19 protein-coding genes and 1 pseudogene are annotated in these 24,513 nt (G+C 70.9%); 6 read left to right on the top strand and 14 right to left on the bottom strand.

What is annotated here, in order from left to right:
• The 4 genes from NDW01_RS32140 to NDW01_RS32125 form a co-directional block, all read right to left on the bottom strand.
• The gene (locus NDW01_RS32140) at positions 1 to 1,155 is read right to left on the bottom strand and encodes an NAD(P)/FAD-dependent oxidoreductase (RefSeq protein WP_252828111.1); all 1,155 of its coding nucleotides are present in this window, start codon (positions 1,153 to 1,155) and stop codon (positions 1 to 3) included.
• A gap of 15 nt (positions 1,156 to 1,170) precedes the next feature.
• Positions 1,171 to 2,319, bottom strand: coding sequence for a Glu/Leu/Phe/Val family dehydrogenase (locus NDW01_RS32135; RefSeq protein WP_252828110.1), 1,149 nt, complete (start codon positions 2,317 to 2,319; stop codon positions 1,171 to 1,173).
• Between the two features lie 119 nt (positions 2,320 to 2,438).
• The gene (locus NDW01_RS32130; protein ID WP_252828109.1) at positions 2,439 to 3,368 is read right to left on the bottom strand and encodes a LysR family transcriptional regulator; all 930 of its coding nucleotides are present in this window, start codon (positions 3,366 to 3,368) and stop codon (positions 2,439 to 2,441) included.
• 7 nt (positions 3,369 to 3,375) lie between these two features.
• Complete coding sequence (locus NDW01_RS32125; protein ID WP_252828108.1) at positions 3,376 to 6,219, bottom strand: FAD-binding and (Fe-S)-binding domain-containing protein; 2,844 nt, start codon at positions 6,217 to 6,219, stop codon at positions 3,376 to 3,378.
• A 95-nt stretch (positions 6,220 to 6,314) separates the two neighbouring features.
• Here NDW01_RS32125 and hglS point away from each other — a divergent pair, with 95 nt between their 5' ends.
• Together hglS and NDW01_RS32115 are read left to right on the top strand one after the other, a co-directional pair.
• On the top strand, positions 6,315 to 7,721 hold the full coding sequence (gene hglS / locus NDW01_RS32120; RefSeq protein WP_252828107.1) for a 2-oxoadipate dioxygenase/decarboxylase: 1,407 nt from the start codon (positions 6,315 to 6,317) through the stop codon (positions 7,719 to 7,721).
• A gap of 63 nt (positions 7,722 to 7,784) precedes the next feature.
• Positions 7,785 to 8,599 (top strand): annotated as a pseudogene (locus NDW01_RS32115) (IS5 family transposase).
• Positions 8,600 to 9,298: 699 nt separating this feature from the next.
• Here NDW01_RS32115 and dmpG read toward each other — a convergent pair.
• The 10 genes from dmpG to NDW01_RS32065 all read right to left on the bottom strand — a co-directional run bounded on the left by dmpG (position 9,299) and on the right by NDW01_RS32065 (position 19,282).
• Positions 9,299 to 10,330 (bottom strand): 4-hydroxy-2-oxovalerate aldolase, encoded by a 1,032-nt coding sequence (gene dmpG, locus NDW01_RS32110; protein ID WP_308211829.1) that lies wholly within the window; start codon positions 10,328 to 10,330, stop codon positions 9,299 to 9,301.
• On the bottom strand, positions 10,327 to 11,310 hold the full coding sequence (locus tag NDW01_RS32105) for an acetaldehyde dehydrogenase (acetylating) (protein ID WP_252828105.1): 984 nt from the start codon (positions 11,308 to 11,310) through the stop codon (positions 10,327 to 10,329). The genes dmpG and NDW01_RS32105 overlap by 4 nt, the downstream gene beginning before the upstream one ends.
• A gap of 1 nt (position 11,311) precedes the next feature.
• Positions 11,312 to 12,178 (bottom strand): 2-keto-4-pentenoate hydratase, encoded by an 867-nt coding sequence (locus NDW01_RS32100; protein ID WP_252828104.1) that lies wholly within the window; start codon positions 12,176 to 12,178, stop codon positions 11,312 to 11,314.
• Positions 12,175 to 12,615: a PaaI family thioesterase gene (locus tag NDW01_RS32095; RefSeq protein WP_252828103.1), complete on the bottom strand. Its 441-nt coding sequence runs from the start codon at positions 12,613 to 12,615 to the stop codon at positions 12,175 to 12,177. The genes NDW01_RS32100 and NDW01_RS32095 overlap by 4 nt, the downstream gene beginning before the upstream one ends.
• The gene (locus NDW01_RS32090) at positions 12,612 to 13,097 is read right to left on the bottom strand and encodes a MaoC/PaaZ C-terminal domain-containing protein (protein ID WP_252828102.1); all 486 of its coding nucleotides are present in this window, start codon (positions 13,095 to 13,097) and stop codon (positions 12,612 to 12,614) included. The genes NDW01_RS32095 and NDW01_RS32090 overlap by 4 nt, the downstream gene beginning before the upstream one ends.
• Positions 13,094 to 14,821: an AMP-binding protein gene (locus tag NDW01_RS32085; protein ID WP_252828101.1), complete on the bottom strand. Its 1,728-nt coding sequence runs from the start codon at positions 14,819 to 14,821 to the stop codon at positions 13,094 to 13,096. Before NDW01_RS32085 ends, NDW01_RS32090 begins: the two co-directional genes overlap by 4 nt.
• On the bottom strand, positions 14,818 to 15,777 hold the full coding sequence (locus NDW01_RS32080; protein ID WP_252828100.1) for a 3-hydroxyacyl-CoA dehydrogenase NAD-binding domain-containing protein: 960 nt from the start codon (positions 15,775 to 15,777) through the stop codon (positions 14,818 to 14,820). Before NDW01_RS32080 ends, NDW01_RS32085 begins: the two co-directional genes overlap by 4 nt.
• 91 nt (positions 15,778 to 15,868) lie before the next feature.
• A complete protein-coding gene (locus tag NDW01_RS32075; RefSeq protein WP_252828099.1) occupies positions 15,869 to 17,374 on the bottom strand; it encodes an aldehyde dehydrogenase family protein in 1,506 nt (501 codons plus the stop codon).
• Positions 17,375 to 17,438: 64 nt separating this feature from the next.
• Positions 17,439 to 18,341: an alpha/beta fold hydrolase gene (locus tag NDW01_RS32070; protein ID WP_252828098.1), complete on the bottom strand. Its 903-nt coding sequence runs from the start codon at positions 18,339 to 18,341 to the stop codon at positions 17,439 to 17,441.
• Positions 18,338 to 19,282, bottom strand: a complete 945-nt coding sequence (locus NDW01_RS32065; protein WP_252828097.1) for a 3-carboxyethylcatechol 2,3-dioxygenase — start codon at positions 19,280 to 19,282, stop codon at positions 18,338 to 18,340. The genes NDW01_RS32070 and NDW01_RS32065 overlap by 4 nt, the downstream gene beginning before the upstream one ends.
• A gap of 97 nt (positions 19,283 to 19,379) precedes the next feature.
• Between NDW01_RS32065 and NDW01_RS32060 the strand changes: the two genes are divergently transcribed.
• From NDW01_RS32060 to NDW01_RS32045, 4 genes are read left to right on the top strand one after another with little or no spacing between them, the layout of a single operon-like run.
• The gene (locus tag NDW01_RS32060; RefSeq protein ID WP_252828096.1) at positions 19,380 to 20,360 is read left to right on the top strand and encodes a LysR family transcriptional regulator; all 981 of its coding nucleotides are present in this window, start codon (positions 19,380 to 19,382) and stop codon (positions 20,358 to 20,360) included.
• A gap of 33 nt (positions 20,361 to 20,393) precedes the next feature.
• On the top strand, positions 20,394 to 21,761 hold the full coding sequence (locus NDW01_RS32055; RefSeq protein ID WP_252828095.1) for an MFS transporter: 1,368 nt from the start codon (positions 20,394 to 20,396) through the stop codon (positions 21,759 to 21,761).
• Positions 21,758 to 22,624 (top strand): amidohydrolase family protein, encoded by an 867-nt coding sequence (locus NDW01_RS32050; RefSeq protein WP_252828094.1) that lies wholly within the window; start codon positions 21,758 to 21,760, stop codon positions 22,622 to 22,624. The genes NDW01_RS32055 and NDW01_RS32050 overlap by 4 nt, the downstream gene beginning before the upstream one ends.
• Positions 22,624 to 24,288, top strand: a complete 1,665-nt coding sequence (locus tag NDW01_RS32045) for an FAD-dependent monooxygenase (RefSeq protein ID WP_252828093.1) — start codon at positions 22,624 to 22,626, stop codon at positions 24,286 to 24,288. Before NDW01_RS32050 ends, NDW01_RS32045 begins: the two co-directional genes overlap by 1 nt.
• Positions 24,289 to 24,513: the final 225 nt, after the last annotated feature.

Below are 24,513 nucleotides of genomic sequence, written 5' to 3'. Positions count from 1 at the left end.
TCAGACGATATTCAGCTCGGGGCGTGCCCCGGCCAGGGCGAAACGCCGGGTGTCGAGGCCGCTGACGTCGACGAACGGCGTGCGGCCGAGGTAGAGATCGCGGACGACCTCCCCGACGGCCGGGCTCATCAGGAAGCCGTGGCCGGAGAAGCCGGTGGCGTAGATGAACCGGTCGACGCCCTCCGCGGTCCCGATCAGCGCGTTGTGGTCGGGCGTCACCTCGTACAGGCCGGCCCAGCCGGTGCCGAAGCCGACGTCCAGCAGGGCGGGCGCGCGGTGGGCCATGGCCTCACCCAGGCGGGGCAGCCAGGCGTCGGAGCGGTCCAGCTTGAAACCGGGCGTCTCCTCGGGGTCGGACATGCCGATCAGCAGCCCGCGCCCTTCCCGGTGGAAGTAGAAGGAGGTGGCGAAGTCGATGGTGAACGCCGTCGGCGGCAGGTCGGGGATCGGCTCGCTGATCAGGATCTGCCGGCGCAGCGGGGTCACCGGCAGGTCGACGCCGACCCATTCGCCGACCTCTCGCGACCAGGCGCCTGCCGCGCAGATCACGGTGTCGGTCTCGATGCGGCCGCCCTCGGTCCGCACCGCGACGATCCGGCCGCCGGCCGTCTCGACGCCGGTCGCCGCGCAGTTCGGGAGCAGCGTCGCGCCGTGCCGGCGGGCCGCGCCCGCGTAGCCGAGGACCACGGACTCGGGCGTGCAGTGGCCGTCGGTGGGCGAGTACGCCGCGGCGAGCAGCCCGTCGGTGTCGATCAGCGGGGACAGCTCCGCGGCCTCGCGCGGCGTGATGATCCGGCTGGGCACGCCGAGGTCGTTCTGGACCGCGACGTTCCGCTCGAACTCCGCGACGGCCTCGGGGGTGTCGAGCAGGAAGAGGTACCCGGGCTTGTGCAGGTCGATCTCCTGCCCGAACCGCTCGGCGAAGGTCTCGAACGTCTGCAGGCTGCGGATGGCGAGCTCGATGTTGACCCGGTCGGAGAACTGCGCGCGCACTCCCCCGGCGGCCTTGGAGGTCGAGCCGGAGCCCAGCGGCCCCTTGTCGATCAGGACCACGTCGGTCACGCCCGCCGCGGCCAGCTCGTACGCCGCGGCGACGCCCATGCAACCGCCACCGATGATGACCGCGGACGCGCGGGCGGGCAGCTCACGACTCATCGAACAGGCTCCTTCTCAGACGTGCTCGGGCACGCGGCGGCGCAGGACCATGGCCTCGCGGACGCGGCTCTGGGCCAGCGCGTACGCCGCCTCGTGGGGGGTGATCTCCGCGCGGCGCGACTCGCGCAGCACGGCCGCCGCGTTGGCGCGCAGCTTGGTGGAGATCATGGAGAAAACGTCCCCGGGCTCCACCTGGAACGGCGAGTACCGGGCGTCCATCGAGTGCGCGGCGGCGACGATGCCACCGGCGTTGGCGATGAAGTCGGGCACCACCGCGACGCCCCGCTTGTGCAGGATCGCGCGGGCGTCGGGGGTCGCCGGGAGATTCGCGCCCTCGACGACCAGCTTCGCGGTGGTCGCCCCGGCCACGTCGACGTCGATGACGTCCTCGCGGGCGGCGGGCACGAGGATGTCGGTCTCCACCGACAGGGCCCGCTCGGGCGGCGCCGCCGGGCCGTACTCGCGGACGCAGTCGTCGCCGAACTCCGCGCTGAGCGCGAGGAGCCGGTCCACGTCGAGGCCGTCGGGGTCGTGCGCGCAGCCCGTCACCGTGGACGCGGCGACCACGACGGCGCCGAGCTCGGCCAGCCTGCGCACGGCGGCCCGGCCCACCGCGCCGAGTCCCTGCACGGCGACGCGGGCGCCGCGCAGCTCCAGGCCGAGTTCGGCGGCGGCCGCGTCGGCCGCCTCCGCGACGCCGTACCCGGTGACGCCGAGCTGGTCGTACGGGAAGCCGCCGAGCGCGCCGGGCAGGCCGACGGCCGCCCCGCGGTCGCCGAGCTCGTCGAGGAGGACGGCGGCGTCGTTCTCGGTCAGGCCCATGTCGAGGCCGAACACGTACTCCTTCGGCACCTCGTTGGCCAGCGCCCGGGCGAACGCGCGCAGGATCTCCTCCTTGTTCGGCGCCGCGGGGTCGGCCACGATGCCGGCCTTGGCGCCGCCGTGGAACAGATCGACGGCGGCCCACTTCCAGGTCATCGTGCGGGCGAGCCGCGCGATCTGCCCGACGGTCACGCCGGGGCCCATCCGGGTGCCGCCCTTGCCCATCCCGCGCGCGGTGTTGTCCAGCACGAGGACACCCCGCATCCCGGTCCTGCGGTCGGACACGCAGACGACCTTCTCGGGTCCCCACTCGTCCATGAGTGCGAAGACGTCATCGCTCACGACAGCGCTGCCCACCTCTCGGTTCGCTCGGTGGGTCCAGCATCGGGGACCGGGCGATACCGGAGGAAGCGGCCGAGCCCCGCCATCTCTGGGCATGGCCGAAGAACTTCTTATGCTGCCTACGCTGCGGCGACGACGCCGGGGAGGTCGTCCGCGAGCCGGGCGGCGGCCTGGCGCAGGGTCTGCACCGCGCCGGTCACCGCCGGGTTCACGGCCGCCGGGCGGTGCGCGGCGAGGACGTGCCTGCGGGCCGTCACCCCGTCGAGCCGGGTCGCGACCACGCCCTCGCCGGGCAGGTGCGCGAGCGCCGGGACGAGCGCGACGCCGAGACCGGACCGCACGAAGCCGTGGATGACCCCGTAGTCGTTGCTGCGGTAGTCCAGCTGCGGTTCGAAGCCCGCCTCGGCGCACAGCCGGCGCAGGCAGGACGCCCCGGCGGTGCCCTCCCGAGGGGCCACCCACGTCTCGTGGCCGAGGTCGCCGGGCGCGACCGCCCCGGCGATGGCGAGCGGGTGGCGTTCGGGCAGCAGGAGCAGCAGATCCTCCGCCAGCAACGGGGTCTCCCCCAGGTCGCCCGGCCAGGCCCGTGGCACCAGGTCGTACCGGTAGACGAGCGCGAGGTCGAGCTCCCCGGCACGTACGAGCGGGATGAGCTCGTCCGGCTCACCCTCGTCGAGGAGGATCTCCACCGACGGGTACGCCCGCGCGTAGGAGGCCAGGCCGATCGGCAGGAGCCGCTGGCTGGCCGTGGGGAAGCTGCCGAGCCGCAGCCGGCCGATCCGGCCCTCCGCCATGCCGCGGGCGTCCTCTTCGAGGGCGTCCAGCGCGGAGAGCGCGTCGGCGGCCCGCCGTACGAGGTAGAGCGCGGCCGGGGTGGGCCTGATCGCGTGGGCGCCGCGCTCGAACAGCGGCATCCGTACCGCCCGCTCCAGCGCCGCGACCTGCTGGGAGACCGCCGAGGCGGTGTAGCCGAGCCGCCTCGCCGCGTCGGCGAACGACCCGGCGTTCACGACGGCGGTCAGTGTCCTCAGGTGGACCGGGTTGAGCATTCCGGGCTTACGGGTCGAGCCGCTCGGCCGGGTCGAGCCGCTCGGCGAGGAGCTGGGCCAGGTGGACGCCCTGGCGGGGCGACAGATCGGCGATCTGCGTGCGGCACGAGAAGCCGTCGGCGAGGACGACGGTCTCCGCGTCCGCCCCGCGCAGCGCGGGCAGCAGCTGGTGCTCGGCGATGGCGACGGACACGTCGTAGTGCCCCTTCTCCACGCCGAAGTTGCCCGCCAGGCCGCAGCAGCCGCCCAGCCGCTGGACGTCCGCGCCCGCCTGCTTCAGCATCTCGGCGTCCTTGCCCCAGCCCATGACGGCGTGGTGGTGGCAGTGCGGCTGGGCCACCACCGTCGTGCCCTCGAACGAGGGCGGCCGCCAGTCCGGGGTCTCGGCCAGCAGCTCGGCCAGTGTGCGGGTCCGCGCCGCCACCGGCGCCGCGACCTCCTCGTCCAGCAGCTCCAGCGCGTCCGAACGCAGGACCGCCGTGCAGGACGGCTCCATGCCCACGATCGGCACGCCCGCCTCGGCGGCCTCGGCCAGCTCGGCGACCGTACGGCCGAGGATCTTCTTGGCCGCGTCGAGCTGGCCGGTGGAGATCCACGTCAGCGCGCAGCACTGGCGGCGCTCGCTGATCTGTGGCCGGTAGCCCGCGGCCTCCAGCACGGCCACCGTCGCCCGGCCGACCTCGGGCGCGAAGTGGTCGGTGAAGGTGTCGACGAACAACATGACCGGACGGCCCTCCGCCGGGCGCTCGTCGCGGGTCCGCTCGAACCACTCGCGGAACGTCCGCGGCGCGAACTCCGGGAGGTTCCGCCGCCGGTCGACTCCGGCGACCGCCAGCGCCGCCCGCCGCAGCCCGGGCACCCGCAGGGTCGCGTTGACGAGGCGCGGCATGCGGCCGGCCAGCCGCGCCCACAGCGGCAGCCGGCCGAGCGAGTAGTGCGCGGCGGGGCGAAGCCGCCCCCGGTAGCTCTGGTGGAGCACCTCGGCCTTGTACGCGGCCATGTCGATCCCCGTCGGGCAGTCCGAGGCGCAGCCCTTGCAGGAGAGGCACAGGTCGAGGGCCTCGTGGACCTCGGGCGAGCGCCATCCGCCGGAGACGAGGGAGCCGTTGACCATCTCCTGCAGGACCCGGGCCCGTCCTCGGGTGGAGTCCTTCTCCTCGCGGGTGGCCAGGTAGGAGGGGCACATCACGCCGCCGGACCCGGTGTTGTCGGCGCGGCACTTGCCCACGCCGGTGCAGCGGTGCACGGACTGGTTGAAGTCGCCGCCGTCGTGGCGGTACGCCAGCGCGAGGCTCTTGCGCACCGGCCGGGCGGCCGGGACCCGCAGGTCGGCGTCGACCGGGCGGGGCCGCACCAGCACCCCGGGGTTGAGCACGTCATTCGGATCGAAGATGCCCTTGACCTGCTCGAACAGGCCGATCGCCGACTCGGAGTACATCCGCGGCAGCAGCTCACTGCGGGCCCGGCCGTCACCGTGCTCGCCGGACAGCGAGCCGCCGTAGCCGGCGACCAGCGTGGCCGCGGACTCCAGGAAGGAGCGGAACCGCTGCGTCCCGCCGGGACGGTCCAGCGGCCAGTCGATCCGGATGTGCAGGCAGCCGTCGCCGAAGTGCCCGTACGGCAGGCCGGTCAGGTCGAACTCGCCCAGCAGCGCCTCGAAGTCGCGCAGGTAGCGGCCCAGCATCGCCGGGGGCACCGCGGCGTCCTCCCAGCCGCCGTGGGCGGGCAGCCCGGCGGGGCTGCGGCCGGCCAGGCCCGCGCCGTCCTCGCGGATGCGCCACAGCGGCGCCGCCTGCGCCGGGTCGGCGACGATCAGCGCGTCCTCGCAGCCGTCGGCGACCCGCCGGGCCCGGTCGAGGACCTCGGTCTCGTCGTCCCCGGCGACCTCGACGAACAGCCACGCCGCCCCGCTCGGCAGCGGCGGCACCGCGTCGGGGCCCTTCCGCGTGCGCACCACGTCGACGATGCGCGCATCGATGCCCTCGCAGGCGGTGGGCAGGTGCTCCAGCAGGGCGGGCGCGGCGTCCCCGGCCGCCGCGATGTCCTCGTAGCCGAGCACGATCAGGACCCGGTGCGCCGGGTCGGTGACCAGGTTCACCGTCGCCTCGGTCAGCACGGCGAGGGTGCCCTCGCTGCCGACCAGCAGGCGGACGACGTCGAACCGGCGCTCCGGCAGCAGGTGCTCCAGCGCGTATCCGGACACCTGCCGCCCGAACCGGGCGAACTCCGTCCTGATCGGAGCGAGGTTCGCGGCGGCGAGCTCGTGCAGCGCGGCCACCTCGGCGGGGCCGCCGGGCGCCGGCGCGCCGAGCGGGGAGGTCAGGTCCAGCGCGGTGCCGTTGCCGGTGACGGCCTTGAGGCCGGCTACGTTGTCGCTGGTACGGCCGTAGCCGAGCGTCCGGGAGCCGCACGCGTTGTTCCCGATCATGCCGCCGATCGTGCAGCGCGTGTGCGTGGACGGGTCGGGGCCGAACCTCAGCCCGTGCGGGGCCGCCGCCCGCTGCAGCTCGGCCTGGACGACGCCGGGCTGGACCACCGCGGTCCGGGTCTCGGGATCGACCTTCACGACCTTCCGCATGTGTCGGCTGAAGTCGAGGACGAGCCCGGGGCCGACCGCGTTCCCGGCGACCGACGTGCCGGCGCCGCGCGCGGTGAGCGGGATCTCGTGGCGCGCGCACAGCTCGACCGCGGCGGCCACGTCCTCGGCGGAACGGGGGCGCGCCACGAGGAGGGGCGGCACCCGGTACAGGGAGGCGTCGGAGGAGAACAACGACCGCGACATCGAGTCGGTCAGCAGGTCGGTGACTCCGCGTCGGCGCAGGTCGTTGGCGAGGTCGGCAGCCCGGTCCATGAGTAGCATGTTACATGCGACCCCTGGCGCTCCGCCCACATTCTCCGTACCCTTCCGTGACACAAGCGACGATCCGGCGGCAAGGAGAGGGGCAGATGGTCGACTCGACCGCACTCCGGGCGGCTTTCGCCCGACGGCTGTCAGCGATGTACGGCACGGAGGTGCCCGCGTACAACACGCTGGTCGACGTCGCGCAGGAGGTCAACCGCGAGGTGCTGGAGCGGATGGGCGCTGACGCGGAACGGCTCGGCTCCATCGACCGCGTGACCGCCGAGCGGCACGGCGCGATCCGCGTGGGCACGCCCGCCGAGATGGCGCAGGTCGCCCGTATCTTCGGCGCGATGGGCATGTACCCCGTCGGCTACTACGACCTGCGCGAGGCCGCGAGCAGCTCGGTGCCGGTCGTCTCCACGGCGTTCCGTCCCGTCGACGAGACGGAGCTGGCCGCCAACCCCTTCCGGGTGTTCACCTCGATGCTGGTGACGGGCGACCGGCGGTTCTTCGACGAGGACCTGGAGCGCAGGCTCGGCGAGTTCCTCGGGGCACGCCGGCTCTTCCCGCCGCGGCTGCTGGAGCTGGCCGACCGGGCCGAGGCCGAGGGCGGCCTGGACGACCGGGAGGCCGAGGAGTTCCTCACCCTCGCGACGCAGGCGTTCGAGCTGTCCCGCGAGCCGGTCTCCCGCAGCTGGTACACCGAGCTGGAGCGGGTCTCCTCCGTCGCCGCCGACATCGGCGGGGTGCCGAGCACGCACGTCAACCACCTGACCCCGCGCGTCCTCGACATCGACGCCCTCTACACGCGGATGAGCGAGCGCGGCATCACGATGATCGACGCGATCCAGGGGCCGCCACGTTGGAACGGTCCCGACCTGCTGCTGCGCCAGACGTCCTTCCGCGCGCTGGCCGAGCCCCGGGTGTTCCGGGAGGACGACGGCCGCGTCGTGGAGGACGACCTGCGGGTGCGCTTCGGCGAGGTCGAGGCGCGGGGCATCGCCGTGACGCCGGCGGGACGCGCGCTGTACGACGAGCTGTCCGCGGCGCTGGACGCCGCGCTCGCGGGGCAGCGGGTGACCGCCGAGGAGCGGGGCGCCGTCGCGGCCAAGCTGTGGGAGGGCCGGGTTCCGTCCACGGAGGCCGAGCTGGTGACCGGCGACCTCGCCTACTTCACCTTTCACACCACGGGCGCGCGGCCCGCGTCCGCTCCCCCGGCCGACCTCGCCGGCCTCCTCGCGGAGGGCTGGGTCACTGCGCGGCCGATCGTGTACGAGGACTTCCTGCCCCGCTCGGCCGCCGGGATCTTCCAGTCGAACCTGACCTCCGACGGGTCCAAGGACGCGACCCGGGCGGGCGCGGACTTCGGCGCCGGCGCGCTGGCCGACGTGCTGGGCCGGCCGCTGCACGATCCGTACGAGCTGTACGCCTCAATCCGGGCGGCCTCGCTGATCCGGGTACGGGACGAACTCGGCCTCGACCGCGAGATTGCCCTGCCCGCGGCCTCTTAGAGGTCCTAACAAAATGATCACTTCGGTCCCACGGTGGCTGCCGGGCAGCTTTGATCATCTTCCGTGAAGAAGGGCGAGCAGCCGCCGTGGATCGTGCGGGACAGCCTGTGGGAGCGGATCGAGCCGCTGTTGCCGAAGGTGGAGCGCCGCACGCGCCACCCGGGCCGCAAGCGGCTGGATGACCGCAAGGTGTTGTGCGGCATCTTGTTCGTGCTGCACACCGGGATCGCGTGGGAGTTCCTGCCGCAGGAGCTGGGGTTCGGGTCGGGGATGACCTGCTGGCGCCGGCTGAAGGAATGGCATGAGGCCGGGGTGTGGGAGCAACTGCATCAGGTGCTGCTGGCCGAGCTGCACGCGGCCGGGAAGCTGGACTGGTCCCGGGCGGTGATCGACAGTTCGCACGTGCGGGCGCTCAAGGGCGGCCCAAAACCGGGCCGAGCCCGGTCGACCGCGCACGAACGGGCTCGAAACACCACGTCATCACCGAAGCGCACGGAATCCCCCTCGCCCTCAGCCTGACCGGCGGCAACCGCAACGACGTCACCCAGCTCATGCCACTGATCCAGGCGATCCCACCGGTCCGCGGGCGGGTCGGCCGACCCCGGCGGCGGCCCGACAGCCTGTACGCCGACCGCGGCTATGACCACGACAAATACCGGCGCAAGGTCTGGAAGAAGGGCATCAAACCCCTGATCGCCCGACGCGGCACCGCCCACGGCTCAGGACTGGGCGTCCACCGCTACGTCGTGGAACGCACGATCGGCCTGCTGCACTGGTTCCGCCGCCTGCGCATCCGCTGGGAGATCCGCGATGACATCCATGAGGCGTTCATGACCCTGGCCGCAGCCATCATCTACTGGCGACGCCTCGTCCGCTGATCTTTCTGTTAGGACCTCTAAGACCGCCTACACCAAAGACGGCATCGAAACGAAGCTCAAGAACGCCGTCTGCGCTGGCACCATTACGCTCTCTGCCGCCCGAAGCGCTATCAAGAACAACTGGACCACCGCGCTACAGGTCACCGGAATCGGCTGAACACTGCGCAACGCGCGAAGAGCAGCCGGCGGCGCGCTCCCCTACATGGCGGTGAACAGCCCGACCTTCATAGACCGCCGGGCTTGAGGTGTCCCCGGCCTGACCTGCCTTCGGCGGTCGCGCCAGCCCTCGCGACGGTAACTCCTCTCCCGGGCAGAGTCAGGCTGGCGCCGCGGGTCTATCCAGTTAGTTAACGGCTCTGTCGCTCTTTCGGCCCTGGCTCACTTCCGGTGGTAACGCTCCGTATGGAACGGACCCGGTGGACGCTTATCCGGAATGCCGACGACATCTGAGCCGGTCAGGAAGCATGTCCGGGGTTCAGTCCGGCGACCTGCCGTACAAAGACGGCAGCTGCCCGACTCTGCCAGAGGACCTCGCTGGCCGGGAAGGGCCAAGGTCACGGGCGCTTACGGTCAGTCACCACCGGAAGTGAGCCAGAGCCGTTGATTAGACACTCCCCAATGCCGCGGCTACCTGGCTGCTCCTGCTTCCAGTCGCTGATAACCAACGACGCGGGCGTGTGGTCATACCGCCGGAAGCGCTCAGGGTCGCGCCTGCTGCCGCGTCGCGGCGAGGTCGAGGGCAATGTCGACGATCATGTCTTCCTGGCCGCCGACCATAGCGCGGCGTCCGACCTCGATAATGATCTCGCGGGTGTCGAGGCCGTACTGTGCGGCCGCGCGTTCAGCGTGGCGGAGGAAGCTGGAGTAGACGCCTGCGTAGCCGAGGGTAAGGGTTTCCCGGTCGACGCGGACGGGTCGGTCCTGCAGTGGGCGCACGATGTCGTCGGCGGCGTCCTGCAGGGCGAAGAGGTCGCAGCCGTGTTTCCAGCCGTGCAGGTCGGCGACGGCGATGAACGCCTCTATGGGGCAGTTCCCGGCACCGGCGCCTTGTCCGGCCAGGGAGGCGTCGACACGGGTCACGCCCTCCTCGATGGCGACGACCGAGTTGGCGACCGACAGCGAGAGGTTCTCGTGGGCGTGGATGCCGATCTGGGTGGTCGGCTCGAGCACGTCCTGGTAGGCGCGGATGCGGTCGCGCACGTCGCGCATGGTAAGCCTGCCGCCGGAGTCGGTGACGTAGACGCAGTGTGCGCCGGCCTTTTCCATGATCTTTGCCTGGGCGGCCAGATCCGCGGCGGGCGCCATGTGGGACATCATCAGGAAGCCGGAGACGTCCATGCCGAGCTCGCGGGCCTTCTCGATGTGCTGGATCGCGATGTCGGCCTCGGTCGCGTGGGTGGCCACACGGACCGACCGCACGCCGCGGTCGTAGGCCTCCTCGAGCTCCTCGATCGTGCCGATCCCGGGCAGCAGCAGCGTGGTGAGCACCGCGTTCTCGACTACCTCGGCCGCCGCGGTGATCCACTCCCAGTCAGTGTTGCTGCCTGGTCCGTAGGTGAGGCTGGCGCCAGCGAGACCGTCGCCGTGCGCGACCTCGATCGCGGCGACGCCGGCCTTGTCGACGGCCGAGGCGATCGCCCGGACCTGATCGGGAGACATGCGGTGCCGGACGGCGTGCATGCCGTCCCGAAGCGTCACGTCCTGGATGTAGAGCGTGGGGACGTCGTTCACCGGGTCACCTCCAGCTGCTTCGCGGCGACCAACTGCTCCGCGGTCCGCAGAGCAGCCGAGGTCATGATGTCGAGGTTCCCGGCGTATGAGGGCAGATAGTGGGCCGCGCCCTCGACCTCGAGGAATACCGAGACCCGCCAGCGCGGCCGGGGGGCGTCCCCGATCAGGGTGTGGAGGGGCTCGTCGTCGGGGACAGGATCGACCTGCACCTGCTGCTTCAGCCGGTAGCCGGGCACGTAGCGGGCAACCTCGGCGTGCATTCGGGCGACGGAGTCCTTGATTTCGTCCGCGTCGCCGCCGGCGGCGAGGCAGAGCACGGTGTCCCGCATGATCATCGGGGGTTCGGCGGGGTTGAGCACGATGATGGCCTTTCCCCGCTGTGCGCCACCGACGACCTCGATCGCCTTGGCGGTGGTCTCGGTGAACTCGTCGATGTTGGCGCGGGTCCCGGGGCCGGCGGACTTGGAGGCGATCGAGGCGACGATCTCGGCGTAGGGGACGTCGGTCACGCGGGAGACTGCGGCGACTACGGGGATGGTGGCCTGTCCGCCGCAGGTCACCATGTTCACATTCCATGCGGTCTGGTGCTCGTCGAGGTTGACCGCGGGCACCACGAACGGGCCGATCGCGGCGGGAGTGAGGTCGACGAGGAGCTTGCCGTGCGGCTCGAGCATTGCGGCGTTGGCGATGTGCGCCTTCGCTGAGGTGGCGTCGAAGACCACGCCGATCTCGTCGAACTCGGGCAACTCGAGTAGGCCTTGCACACCCTCGGCGGTCGTGGCGTAGCCGAGTCGCTTCGCGCGGGCGAGCCCGTCGGAGGTGGGGTCGATGCCGACCATCGCCCCCATCTCGAAGGTCTCCGACAATCGGATGATCTTGAACATGAGGTCGGAGCCGATGTTGCCCGACCCGATGATCGCCGCTTTGGTGCGGGCAGGGCGGCCGGTGCCGGATTGGCCGGTATCGCTGCTGGAGGTCATGTCAGGCTCCTCGTTTGCGCAGTGGGTCGGGTGCGTCACCGAAATGCGCCTGGACGTTGCCGAGTCCGGTGAATGACGCCGTGTAGGTAGTGCCCGGGGTGACTGGCACCATCGGGCCGAGTGCGCCGGAGAGCACGATCTCACCGGCGCGCAGCGGGGCGCCAAGGCGGTGTGTGATGCGGGCAAGCCACACAAGCGCGTTGATCGGGTCGCCGAGGCAGGCGGCCCCGGTCCCGTGGCTCAGCACCCTGCCGTCCTGGTCAATCAGCTCCATGGTGACCTGCCCTAGGTCCTCGTCGTCGCCCAGCGGGCGCGCGCCGGCGCCGAGGACGAACAGGCCACTGGAGGCGTTGTCGGCGATGGTGTCGACGATGGTGATGTCCCAGCCGGCGATGCGGCTGTCGACGATCTCCAACGCGGCGACGACCTGGGCGATTGCAGCGCGGGCCTTGGCTTGGGACGGGTCTGGGGTGTCGAGGTCGGCGCCGAGGACGAAGGCGACCTCGGCCTCGATCTTGGGTTGCAGCAGCCGTTGAAGAGGGATGGTCGGGGTGTGGCTGAGGTCCATGTCGTCGAACAGGACGCCGAAGTCCGGCTGGTCGACCCCGAGTTGCTCTTGGACGGCGGGCGAGGTCAGCCCGATCTTGCGGCCGACGATCCGGTGCCCGTCCTCGAGGCGGGCCTGGGTAAGCAGGTTCTGCACGGCGTACCCGGTCGCCACGCTGTCGGCGGAGGCCTCGGTCGTGAGGCCGTCGCGTACCGGCGGGCACGGGCTGCTGGTACGGGCGGCGCCTAGCAACGCCGACGCCGCTGCCCGCACCTCTGGCGGGACGGTCGCCAGAGCGGTAGGGGGCAAGGTGTTCGTCATGTGCGGTCCGTGATGGTCGAAGACGGCGGGTTCCGGAACACCGCGCTCGCGGTGAGGACTGTCTGCCCCCGGCTGTGCAGGCGCGCCGACACGAACGTCACGGTTCGCGTCGCTCGATCGACCGTGGCCTCGCCGAACAACAACTCGCCACCACGCGCCGGTGCGAGCATCGAGCACGACAGTTGGAGTGTGACCGGATGGCGCTCGGCGTCCACGCCGAGGAACGACTCGACTGTCGCGCCGAGGGTGATGTCGAGCAGAGTCAGCAGCAGCCCGCCGTGCGCGGTGCCGTTGGGGTTCAAGTGGTGGGGGGCTAGCAGCACGCAGGTGTCGGTCCGGTCCGGACCGCGCCTCCAGGTCAGCCCGCCGACATGTCCAAGGAAGGTGCCCCCCTGGTCGATGGGGACATAGTCCTCGGGAATCCGGGTCTCCGTCACGCCTCCTCCACCAGCACGATCCAGGTCGCGACCAGAGCCGGCCGATCGCCGTCCCTCCGCTCCAGCCGGCATCCGAGATCGAGGCGGGTGGTTCCGGCGGGCCCTGGTGCCACCGCATCCAGCGTCACCCGCAGGCGGAACTCGTCACCAGGGAACACCGGCGCGGTGAAGCGGATCCGTTCGAGGCCGTAATTGGTCCACCGCCGCGCCCTGCGGACGGTGTAGCACTGGTCGCCGAGCGCCGTGATCAGCGAGAGTACGAGGAACCCGTGGGCGAGGATTCCGTCTAGGCCTGCCTCGGTACGAGCGCGGGCGGGATCGGTGTGGATCCAATGCCGGTCCCGGGTCAGCTCGGCGAACGAGAGAACGTCGGCCTCCTCCAAAGCGGTCCATCCGCTGATCCCGATCTCGTTGCCGACGTGCGCGCGGAGCTCGGAAGCGCGGTCGACGACCAGTGATGCCGTTGGGTCGCTGAGCTTCACAGTGCCATTCCCTGTCGGGTGTAGAGCTTCTCGATGAGCGGTGCGCGTCGCCGGAGCACCGCGGCGGGGATGAGCTGCCCCTTGCTGCTGACCTCGTCTGGATGCGGCTCGGGGTCCAGCAGCGCCCCGTCGAGCAGCCGGGTGCTCGGCCGGGGCTGTGCGCGATTGTGGTCACTCAGCAGCACGCGCAGGTCTTCCTCCTCGAAGGGTTCGGTGACACGGCTGTCCGGCCAGACCAGCACGCATAGCGCGGGTCGGTCGGCGCCGACCACGAGGACGTCGCGCAGGCGCCCCCCGCTGCGGGACAGGAGGGCTGCGCGGATTCCGGTGCTGTCGACCCAGGTGCCGTTCGCCAGCTTGAAGTCGTCCGCGATGCGACCGGCGAAGCGCAGGCCGCGTTCCGGGGCGGAGGGATCGATGAGCTCTCCCGCGTCGCCCGAGCGGTACCACCCGTCCGGGGTGAATGCGGCCCGGGTCTGCTCGGGGTGCTGCCAGTACCCAGTCGCGACGCACGGCCCGCGGACCAGGAGCTCATGCTTCCCGGCCACCGAGCGCAGGGCGATCTCGACGCCCGGGAGCGGGGTGCCGATGCAGTCTGGGTCGACCCCGTGCGCATGCACCATGGTCGCGCCCGGGCCCGCCTCGGTCGATCCCCATCCGGTGACGATGGGGACGGGGGCTCCGCGCACGGTCGCCGAGAGCGTGGACAACCGGTGGAAGACGTTCGGGTCCATGGCTGCGCCCGCGCTGAACAGGACGTCGAGCCGGTCGAAGAACGCAGAGCGAAAGCCTTCGTCGGCCTCGAGCGCTGGGAGGAGCGCCGCGAATCCCGCCGGGACGGTTCCGTGGAAGGTCGGGCGGAAGCGGCGGAGGTTTTCGATCGTCTTCTTGAGCCGCTCCGGTCGGCCCGCCGCCTCGTCGACGTGCAAGGTTCCGCCTCGGGACAACACGAGGTTGAGGTTGGCGTTGCCGCCGAAGGCGTGGTTCCACGGCAGCCAGTCGACGAGGATCGGCGGGTGGTCGTCCAGGAAGGGCCAGACGTCGATCGTTATGCGGACGTTCGTCGTCATCATGGTTTGGGTGTAGGCCACCGGCTTGGGCCTGCCGGTGGAGCCGGAGGTCAGGAGGATCTTCGCCGGGGCGGTGGGGTCGAGGTCCTCCGGGCGCGGACGCGCGGTGGTGTCATCGACGGCCCGCGCGAGGTCAGTCACGGCCGCGCGTCCGACGAGGACCTGCGTCGCGTGGGCGGCTGAGGCGGCGGTCACGACGGCGGCCTGCTCGGCGGTCTCCGCCCAGACCACTGCGGGCTTGAGCATCTCGAGCAGCCCGGCGAGCTTGTCGCGTTCTGCGTCCGGGCCCGCGTACTGCGGTGCGAGCGGGACGGCCACTCCCCCGGCCAGCATTGTGGCGAGCCCGATCGTGAGGTGTTCGACCGAGTTCGCGCCCAGCACCATGACTCGATCCCCCTGGCGCAGCCCCCGCTCGGCGAGCGCGGCGGCCACTCGCGTCACGTCCTCCCAGGCCTCGGCGTAGGTCCAGCTCCTCCGGCCAGCGTCGGCGGCGACCGTGAGCAGTGCGGTGTCGGGTGACTCGACAGCGAACCGGTGCAGCCAATGCAGGATCGTGGGTGCAGCCTGGCCTGCCGGGGTGCGGGAGCGCAGCACGAGTGAGCCGTCGGGCTCGCGGCGGCAGTCGACCGAGGGCGTCGTGAACAACATCGTCATGCCCCCGTATCCCCGGTGCGCTCGCCGGCACGGTGCAGCGGCAGCGCATCGACCACCGCGGCGTCCCTGGCGGCGAGGACCTCGGCGATCGGTCGTCCGTCGAGGATCTCGTCCGCCGCCGCGACGAGCCGGTCACGGACGTCCTCGTCCAGGTGAGGGGCGCCGAGGTCGGACCACCACTTCTCGATGGTCGGCGCGAACGAGCGCATCGCGCCCCGCATCCCGTCGGGACCGCCGGCCAGGGCGAGCGAGGTGAGCGGACCACCGACCAGGAAGCGCGGGGTGATGCCGTACACCACCGCCTCCTCGATCCCACGGGCGTCCACGACCCCCTCGGCGAGCAGGTGCACGGCCTCACGGAGCATCGCGAACGTCAGCCGGTTGGTGAGATAGCCCGCCATCTCGCGGTGCAGCAGCACCGGGCGTTTGCCGAGCGCGGTGAGGTGCGAGAGCACGGCGGCGACGACATCGGGAGAGGTCGCCTTGCCCGCCAGGATCTCGACGAGGGCCAGCGCGTACACGGGGCTCTGCGGATGGGCGACGACCAGCCGCTCGGGGTGCTCCATGCGCGCCTGGAGCTCCGACGGCATCAGGCCGCCGCTGCTCGACAGGATCGGGATGTGCGGCGCGACCGCGGCCTCGATGCACCGGTACGCATCCTGCTTGGCTTCGAGGGACTCGGGAACGTTCTCGTGTACCAGGGCGGCTTCGCCGAGATCCTCGACCGGGACGAGCCGGAGCAGATCCAGGGGGACCGAGGCGGGCGCCTCGGGCACGGTCCGGCGGACCGATGGCCAGACCGTCTCGAGGTAGGCCGTGACCCTTTCGAGCGCGGAGGCTGCCGGATCGACCACGAGTACCGGTCGCCGTCGGACCAGGTAGGTGGCGGCCCAGCCGCCACCGATCGTTCCGGCGCCGAGCAGGCCGACCGGCTCGTCGCTCCCGTCTACGGGCATGGCAGACCTCCGTGTCTGTGTCTGGGTGTCGTGCTGACGGTTGTGCTGTGAGGCGGGCCGGCCGCGCGCGTCGATCGACCGGCCCGGCCGGTCAGGCTCGCGCGGGCGCGGCGGCGTCTTCGCGAAGCGCGTCCATGTCGGGCACCGGCCCGGAACGGGTGATGAGGGCCTTGCGGCGCAGGAAGCGCAGCATCCCGTTGGGCCCCATGCGGGAGCCACCCAGTCCGGACGCGCCATACGAGGTCTTCTCGACGTCGCGCATGATGGTGATCGTCAATGACGTGTCCATCAGGCTCACGGCCCCGGCATTGATGCGCCGACCGATAGCTCGGGCCTCCTGCTCGTCGCCGGCGATCACTGCGGCGGAGAGCCCGTAGTCGCTGTCGTTAGCGAGCCGGACCGCCTCGTCGACATCGTCGAAGGCCTGCACCGGGACCACGGGACCGAACGTCTCCTCACGCATGATCGTCATGGTGTGGTCGACCCCAGTCAGCACTGTGGCCCGCATGTAGCGGCCCCCGTCGAGCGTCTCGCTCGGGCCACCGCAGCGTATCGTGGCACCGCGGGCCACGGCGTCGGCTAGGTGGGCGTCCACGACGTCGGCCTGGCGGCCGAGGATGAACGGGCCGAGGTGCCCGCGGTCGACGTCCGGGTGGTTCAACTCGAGCCGGCGGGCCTGGGCGGTCAGCTCCTCGACGAACTCGTCGTGCACGCTCCTGTCGACGTAGACGCGCTCGGTCGCGAAGCACACCTGGCCGGTGTTGTGCACGGCCCCTTTGAGGACCGCGGCAGCGGCCTGGCGCAGGTCGGCCGAGGCAGTCACGATCGCCGCGTCCTTGCCGCCGAGCTCGAGGAACGCCGGGATGAATCGGCGGGCGCACGTCTCGGCGAGGGCGCGGCCGGTGGGCACGCTGCCGGTGAAGCACAGGGCGTCCACCTGGTCGACGATCGCCTGCCCGGTCTTCGATCCCCCGACGACGTACCGCAGCACGGCGGCCAGTTCGGGTACCTCGGCGATGCTCGCGGCGACGGGCTCGACGAAGCGGGGCGTCACCTCGCTCGGCTTGATGATCACTGCGCAGCCCGCGAGCAGCGCGGGCACCGCGTCGAGCGTCGAGAGCAGGAACGGATGGTTCCACGGACTGATCACGCCGAGCAGGGCGTACGGGTCGAGCTCGGTGTCGTAGCTCACGGTGTCGGACGTGCTCGACACACCGTGGAGGCGAGCCCGCTCAAGGATGGCGGGGGCCGCGTCGCACCATCCGCGGATGGCCGCGACGACCATGTGCGGCACCTCATGGGACACCCGGCTGCGCCCGGTGTCGACGGTCTCCGCGTCTCCGATCGCGTCGGCGTTCGCCTCCACCGCGTCCGCCCAGCGACGCATGACCCCCACCCGATGACCGACCCCTGCCTCGTTCCACGCGACCTGGGCACTCCGGAGGTCGGCGCAGAGCTCGGCGAGCTCCGCCTCCCGGGGCGGGTGGATCCAGTGGTCCACGCACCCGGTGCGTGGGTTCCGCACCGGCAGGACCTCGTCGTCGGCGGTCGTCACGGAGTCGAGGTCGTAGCTGTTCGAAGGCCGGGTCCCGGTCACTGGAAGGCTCCCTCTGCAGGTGTCGAGCTGTCAGTGCGCCACGCACGTGAGCGCGTGTCGAGTGTCATCCCGCGTCAGCCCCAATGCGGGCGTCCTCGGACAGGAAGCCGAGCGCCAGCTCGTTGAAGCGGCGGTGCTGCTCCCACTGCGGCCAGTGTCCCGCACCCTCGACCAGCTCGAACCGTCCGTTCGGGAGTCGCTCCGCCATCCGCAGTCCGACGGCGGCGGGACCCGAAGGGTCGTCGCTGGTCCAGACGACGAGGGCAGGCGCGATGATCCCCGCCAGCTCCTCGTCCGTGATCATGTTGCGGGCCCGGACGTCTCCATCCTGCAAGCACATGATGTTGCGCATGGACTCGGCGAAAGGCGGCTGCGCGTAGATCGTGCGCCGGACGTCGACCAGCTCCTGGGTCACGCTCGCCGGGTCGGCCATCAGCCAGCTCACCCGGGCGCGGATGCGCTCGTCACTGGGGTCGTCGGCGGCACCCTGGGACAGGCTGCGGATGCGCTCGCGCACCGCTGGATCGGACAGCGCACCCCCGGGGGTATTGAGCACGATCCGGCCCACCCGCTCGGGGTGCGCGTACGCGGTCTTGACGGCGATCCACCCGCCGAGCGATTCACCGTTCAGGTGGGCGCGCTCCACGCCGAGGGCGTCGAGCAGGCCGAGCAGGTGCGCGACGTAGTCCGGCAGCTCGAGCGGCCGGGTCGCCGAGGTGGTCAGGCCGTGGCCCGGGTAGTCGTAGGCGATTACACGATAGTGCTCGGCGAAGGCCGGAATGTTGCGCGCGTACGCCTCCAGGTGTCCACCGACACCATGCAGCAGCACCACGGTCTCCGGCCCGGAGCCCGCCTCCAGCACGCGGGTGCTCCACTCGCCGACCTGCACGTGTCGGATGCTCAGGTCCTGGCCCAGCAGGGCGGTCCAGATGCTCGGGTCGTCGGTGACGGGGGCGGGGACGGTCACGGGATCCTCCGGGTCTCTGCGGTGGTAATTCCGAAGCCGGCGATCCACTCCGGGATCGGGCGGTAGAAGCGGCTGCGCACGGCGTATGGGCCTGCGGAGGACAGCGCCGCGTAGCAGGCCAGCCAGGTGCGGACCTCGTGTGCGGAGTTGCCCGCCTCGGCGGTGATCCAGTCGTTGGTCCAGGTGTCGGTGGCCGCGAGACGTCCCTGGGCCAGCAGGTCGAGAAAGGCCTGGTCCCAGTCCGGGTTCAGCCGCGGCCCGGGATCCCCCGCCACCACGGCCAGCCCGGCGTCGCGAACTCGGTTCTCCCGGGCCGCCCGCTCCTCTGGTGTCGGATTCCGGCCGGCAACGAGTCGGGCGGCGACCTCAGGAGGCGCCCCCTCCAGGGCGGGGAGCGGCGGATCGTGGGAGAGCCCGCCCGAGCCGAGCAGCAGCACCCGACGATCGAGCGCCAGCAGCGCGTGGCCCAATGCCTCGCCGAGCAGCCGCGTCCGCCGGAGCGGGCCGAAGGGCAGCGCCACCGAGTTGATGAAGACGGGCACCGTCGGGACAGCCTCGATCGCGCCGAACAGAAGCTCTAGGGGCTGCGCGAATCCGTGGTCGACGACCATCCGCTCGGACATCGCCAGGTCGATCTCGGCTGCGAGCAGCTCGCGGACGACATGGCGTGCGGCGTCGCGGTCGACGGCCAACGGCCCCGCGCCCGTCCCGTAGTCGCCGACAGCCTCTGCCGCGGTACCCACGCAGAACGGCGGCATCAGGTCATAGAACATGCCGTTGTAGTGATCGGGTGCGACGACAACGACCAGGTCGGGTCGGAAGTCCGCGGCGAAGGCACGGGCCTGCGCGAAGGCCGCGTCGACCGCGGCCCGGGTGTCACCTCGTGGCGCGACAGTGTGCATCAGCGGCGTGTGAGACGCCGTGATCGCAGCGAGCGGCATCCTGACCTCCTCAGCGGGGTGGGGACGATCCAACGCTATGCCCACCGATCACATAGGTCTATGTGAAAGTTCGACGGCAGAAGTTAGGATTTTGGCTATGGATTCTCCGTCACTGGCGCCGGACAACCGGATCTCTCTGCACAAGCTCGAGGTCTTCTGCCGCGTGGTAGAGCGCGGCGGCGTCCGGTTCGCCGCCGAGGACCTCTTCGTCTCCCAACCGGTCATCAGCGCGCACCTGCGCTCCCTGGAGGAACGACTGGGGGTAAAGCTGTTCCGGCGCGAGGGCCGAGGCCTGGAGCTCACGGAAGCGGGGGCCGAGGTACACCTGTGGGCCACCGAGGTGCTACGAGGACGCACCGAGCTCGACCACAGCCTGCGAGACATCGCCCGGGGCGCGGCCGGGCGAGCATTGATCGGGTCGAGCATGTCCGTCGGCAACTACGTCCTTCCCCCGATCCTCGTGGACTTCCGTCGCCGCCATCCGCACGCGTCGATCGCGCTCCACCAGTCGAACGTCGAAATCGCCCTCGAGCGCACGCTCGCAGGCCGCTACGACTTCTCGGTGCTCGCCACGGACGCCGTCCTCGACACCAACGCCTTCGAGGCGGAGCTCATCGCCAGGCCACCGTTCTGCCTGGTCGCCGCGATCGACGACGACCGGGTCGGCGACTCGGCGTCCGCCGCCGAACTGACCGGCCTGCCTTTCGTCTGCCCGCCTGCTGGGATGGCCATCCGGCGCAGCCAGGACTCGGCGCTGGCCGCCATCGGGGTCGTCGATCGGCGGGTGGAAATCGAGCTCGGCAGCGCCGAGTCGATGAAGGTGGCGGTGCAGGGCGGGCTGGGGGTGGCCCTGCTCTGGCGTGAGTCCGTGCGCCGCGAGCTGCAGGAAGGCCTGTTGCGCGAGGTGCGGATCACTGGACACGACCTGCGCGACAAGTTGTACCTCGTGCAGCGCCGCGGCAAGCGACTCACGGCGTTCCAGTCCACCTTGACGAGCGTCCTCCGCGACGGCATCCGGGCCCGACTCGACCGGATCGATAGCCATATGGCTCAGTCGAGCGGGGAGAATTCGTCATAGTCCTATCCGAGTGGCGGGCCTAGCTTTTCCTGCATGACCGACCTCACACCCCCAGTGCCGGCCGCCGCCGCCCCGCCGGGCGCCGCCCAGCCGGGCGCCGCCGCGGCGGCGCCGCGTGGGCTGCGCCAACTCGTGACCGTTGCCGTCCTGTCTCAGGCCGTGGAGTACTTCGACTTCTTCGTCTACGCCACCGCCGCCGCGATCTATCTCGGCCCGCTGTTCTTCTCCGGGCTGGGGGGCACTGCTGCGACTCTGGCGTCCTTCCTGACCCTCGCCGTCGGGTTCGTCGCCCGCCCACTCGGTGGTGCGGTCGCCGGTCACTACGGCGACCGCCATGGCCGCAAGCCGGTCCTGGCGGCGTCGACCGCGATCATGGGTGTCGCCACCTTTCTGATGGGCCTGCTGCCCACCGCAGCGACCATCGGCTGGGTTGCCCCGACGCTCTTGGTGCTCCTGCGGCTCCTGCAGGGTTTCGCCCTGGGCGGACAGTGGGGCGGTGCATCCCTGCTGCTCACCGAGAGCGCCCCGACCGGGCGTCGCGGCTTCCTCGGCAGTTTCGTGCAAGTCGGCGCGCAACTGGGGCTGATGGCCGGGATCAGCGCCTTCCTGCTGCTCTCATTCGTCTTCTCCGACGCGCAGATGTCAGCCTGGGGGTGGCGGATCCCGTTCTTGTCCGGTCTGGTCATGATCGGCATAGGGCTCTACATCCACCGCGCGGTCGAGGACACGCCCAAGTTCAAGGAGCTGCAGGCCAGCCGGCCGGAGCCGGACATGCCGGAGCAGCCGCCGCTGACGAAGGTGGTCCGTGAGCACCGGCGGACGATCCTGCTGGCCGGCGGTGCCTTTGTGCTGCCGAACGCCGTCGCGTTCATCATCGTGTCCGGGGTCCTCGACTACGGCGTCCGCTCGTTGCACCTGGCGAAGGCTCCGTTGCTCGGTGTCATCCTGGCGGCCTGCGTCGCGCCGCTGTTCTTCCTGCCGTACTTCGCACACCTGTCCGACCGCGTGGGCCGGCCGAAACTCTTCATCATCGGGGCGGTCTGCGTGGCGGTCTGGGCGTGGCCGATGTTCGCGATGATCGACACCGCCAACCTGTGGTTGGTCTTCGTCGCGATCTTCGTCTGCTTCACCGTCCACTCGCTGATGTTCGGGCCGCAGGTGGCGCTCTACTCCGAGCTGTTCAGCACCGACGTCCGCTTCTCCGGCGCGTCGCTCGGCTACCAGGTCGGATCAATCTTCGGCGGTGGGCTCGCTCCGCTCATCACCGCCGCACTGCTCGACGCCACGAAGGCCAGCTGGTCCGTCGCCGCCTACATGACGGCGCTCGGCATGATCAGCCTGCTCTCCATCACAGCACTGCGCCGACGTGCGAACGACGCGGGACGCGAGGATCTCGCGTGAGCAGGCGAACGGTCCGGCATGTCGTCGACACCCATCACCACGTCGGCCGCCTCTCCATCGGTGCGCCAGGCGAACGGTCCGCGGCGAAGGAGGTCCGCGATCCCGTCGAGACCCATCACGCGATGCTCGACCGCTTCGGCATGACGGCCTGCGCCGTCATGCCCGGGCTGCAGTACGAGCGGCCCCACGGGATCGTGAACACCCGCGAGGTCAACGACGCCATCGCGGCGTACCGGGACGCCTCGCCGCGTTTCCTCGCGGCGCTCGGGACCGTGGAGCCGCTGCACGGGACCGCACTCTGCGGCGAGGAGATGGACCGGATGGTCGCGGAGTTGGCGCTCGACGGAGTCGTCTGGCACACCCGCTACCAGGGCGTCGCAGTGTCCGACCGGCGTATACACGACCTAGTCGACGAGGCGGCCGCCCGTGGACTGCCCTGCTATATCCACATGTTCGCCGAGTCCAACCTCGAGGCACCGTGGATGTTCGCCGACCTCGCCCGCAACCACCCCGACGCGACCATCGTCGCACTCGACGGTTTCTCCGCGTCGACCCAGATCCAGTACGTCATGGACCTCGCTGACAGGTTCGACAACATCCTGTTCGACACCGCCATCTGCTTCCCGCTGCTCCGTCCGCTCGAAGCCTTCGTCACCCGGTTCGGCTCCGAGCGGCTGTTGTTCGGCACGGACTCCTACGCCGACCCCGTCAGCTACAACGTGCCCGCCGTCATGGAGGAGCTGCTCGCCTCCGAGATGGACGCCGGGCACCTGGAGAACATCTTCTGGCGCACCTTCTGCCGGGTCTTTCCCCTAGCGGGCAAAGCGCTGAATGCGCTCGACACACCCAAGGAGATCCACTGATGCCCACTCCCTCCGGCCACCGCTCCGTGATCGTCGTCGGCGCGGGCCCGGTCGGCATGACGCTCGCTGCCGAGCTCGGCACCCGAGGTGTCGACACGCTTGTGCTCGAGCAGAGCCACACCACCACGGACAACCCGCGCTGCAACACCACCAACGCCCGGTCGATGGAGTACTTCCGCCGACTCGGCGTCGCAGACCCGATCCGCCGGGCCGGCCTACCGCTCGACCACGCCACGGACGTCGTCTACTGCACGACGCTGACCGGCTGGGAGCTGAACCGCTTCCCGTTCTCCTCGGCGCAGCAGATCCTCGACGGAACCGCCCCCGAGCTGGAGGAATGGCCCACGCCCGAACCCCAGCACCGGATTTCACAGATCTTCCTGGAGCCGATCCTCGAAGCGCACGTGCGCGCCTATCCCTCCGTCGAGATCACACGCGGACACCGCGTCACCAGCGTCGCTCAGCGCGGCGAGATCGTCGAGGTCCGGGTCGAGACAGACGGGTTCGAAACCGTGCTGACCGCGGACTATGTCGTCGGCTGCGACGGCGGAACCAGCACCACCCGCCGCGCGATCGGCGCCAGGCTGGAGGGCGACGCCCGCGCCGCGGAGAACCGGCTCTCGGTCTACTTCCGCTCCGCGGAGCTGGCCCGCGAGTTCGCCGCGTCGGAGCGGCCGGGCTGGATGTACTGGTGGTACGGCCCTCGGCTGAAGGGCTCGTTCGTGCAGCTCGACGGCGCAGGGCTCTACCTCTGCCACGCCCGGGTCCCCGAGGGCACCGCCCCAGAAGACCTCGACGAGGACGAGGTGCTGCGCGCCGCACTGGGCCGCGAGATGGAGCTGGAGAAGCTTCAGGTGGTGCGATGGACACCGCGTCGGCTCGTCGCCGACCGGTTCGTCGACGGGCGGATCATGCTGGCGGGCGACGCCGCGCACCTCTGGCTGCCGCTCGGCGGATTCGGCATGAACACCGGCATCGCCGACGCCGTCGGGCTCGGCTGGCGGCTGGCCGCACTCCTCGCCGGCTGGGGCGGCCCCGAGCTGCTCACGGCGTACGAGACCGAACGCCGGTCGGTCGGCGAGGCCACCTCCCGCGCCGCGCTGAAGATCGACCGCGACATGGCCTCGATCGCCCGCGATCCCGCACTGCACGTGGACGACGCCGAGGGCGCCCGGCTGCGCGCCGAGGTCGGTGCGCTGATCGCAAAGGTCGACCGGCAGCAATGGCACAGTCAGGGCGTCCAGTTCGGCTCTCGCTACGCCGGCTCCCCGGGGATTGTCGCCGACCATGCCCAGGGTCGCCCGCCGATCGAACGCATCGACCGGTACCAGCCGAGCGTCACCGCCGGCTCCCGGTTCCCACACACCTGGCTGCCCGACGGGCGTTCGGTGTTCGACCTGCTCGGGCGCGACTTCACCCTGGTCCACGTGCACGGAGACACCGCAGCCTTCACCGACGCCGCGACTCGTCTGGGCATCCCGCTGACCGTGCTCGACCTCGACGAGCCGACACTGCCCGACGAACCACGCGGACTCATCCTGGTGCGCCCCGATATGTATGTCGGATGGAGCGGGGACGCCGCCCCCTCGGACGTGGACGGGCTGTTCCGCACCCTGGCCGGAAGTCGCAACACGGATCTTCGCCTCTCCACGGCCGCTTCCTGACCCGCCCCTCTACGAGTGGTGACAGCGGCACAGTCCCGGAACCCTGCAACGGCTGCAGTGAGGAACACTCGTGATCGATCACCTGACGCCTGTGGGTGCCGAATATCGTGTCGCAGGGGCTGATCTGGGGTTTCGCTGTGGTCGGTAGCTCGGCTCCGGCAGGATCGCAGGATGGCTCTGCGGTTGTTGTACTTGATCGTCTTACGGGTGTTCGGGTGGATCGCG

The sequence above is a fragment of the Actinoallomurus soli genome (assembly GCF_024055715.1).
GTDB lineage: Bacteria > Actinomycetota > Actinomycetes > Streptosporangiales > Streptosporangiaceae > Actinoallomurus > Actinoallomurus soli.
Note: the sequence above shows the minus strand (reverse complement) of the source record. Positions and strands in the feature narration are given on the sequence as shown.